Below are 263 nucleotides of genomic sequence, written 5' to 3' on the forward strand. Positions count from 1 at the left end.
GAGATACGCCGCAATTGCCCGGGACCAGGTCACGGCGACGGCGTCGTGCCATTCCTCCACTCCCTTGCGGTAGGGCTCCTGCGCGGTGCCGCGAACGGGCAGGTCGAACTCAGCAACGCGCGTGCGGCTGTTCGTCAAGGCTTGCGCACAAATCAGCCGGCGCAGGTCGGCGAGATCGGACTTCGCGGCACCTTTGCGCGGAATCAGCACCAGGTCAGCCGCATTGATCGCGCGGATCGCAGCAAGCGTGAGCTGCTCGGGAT

Annotated in this window: 1 pseudogene; it reads right to left on the bottom strand. The window is 66.2% G+C overall.

What is annotated here, in order from left to right:
* A pseudogene (locus tag QSV46_RS40035) lies at positions 1-263 on the bottom strand (precorrin-6A synthase (deacetylating)); the annotation flags it as partial.

The organism is Bradyrhizobium cosmicum (assembly GCF_032290525.1).
GTDB classification, from domain to species: domain Bacteria; phylum Pseudomonadota; class Alphaproteobacteria; order Rhizobiales; family Xanthobacteraceae; genus Bradyrhizobium; species Bradyrhizobium cosmicum_A.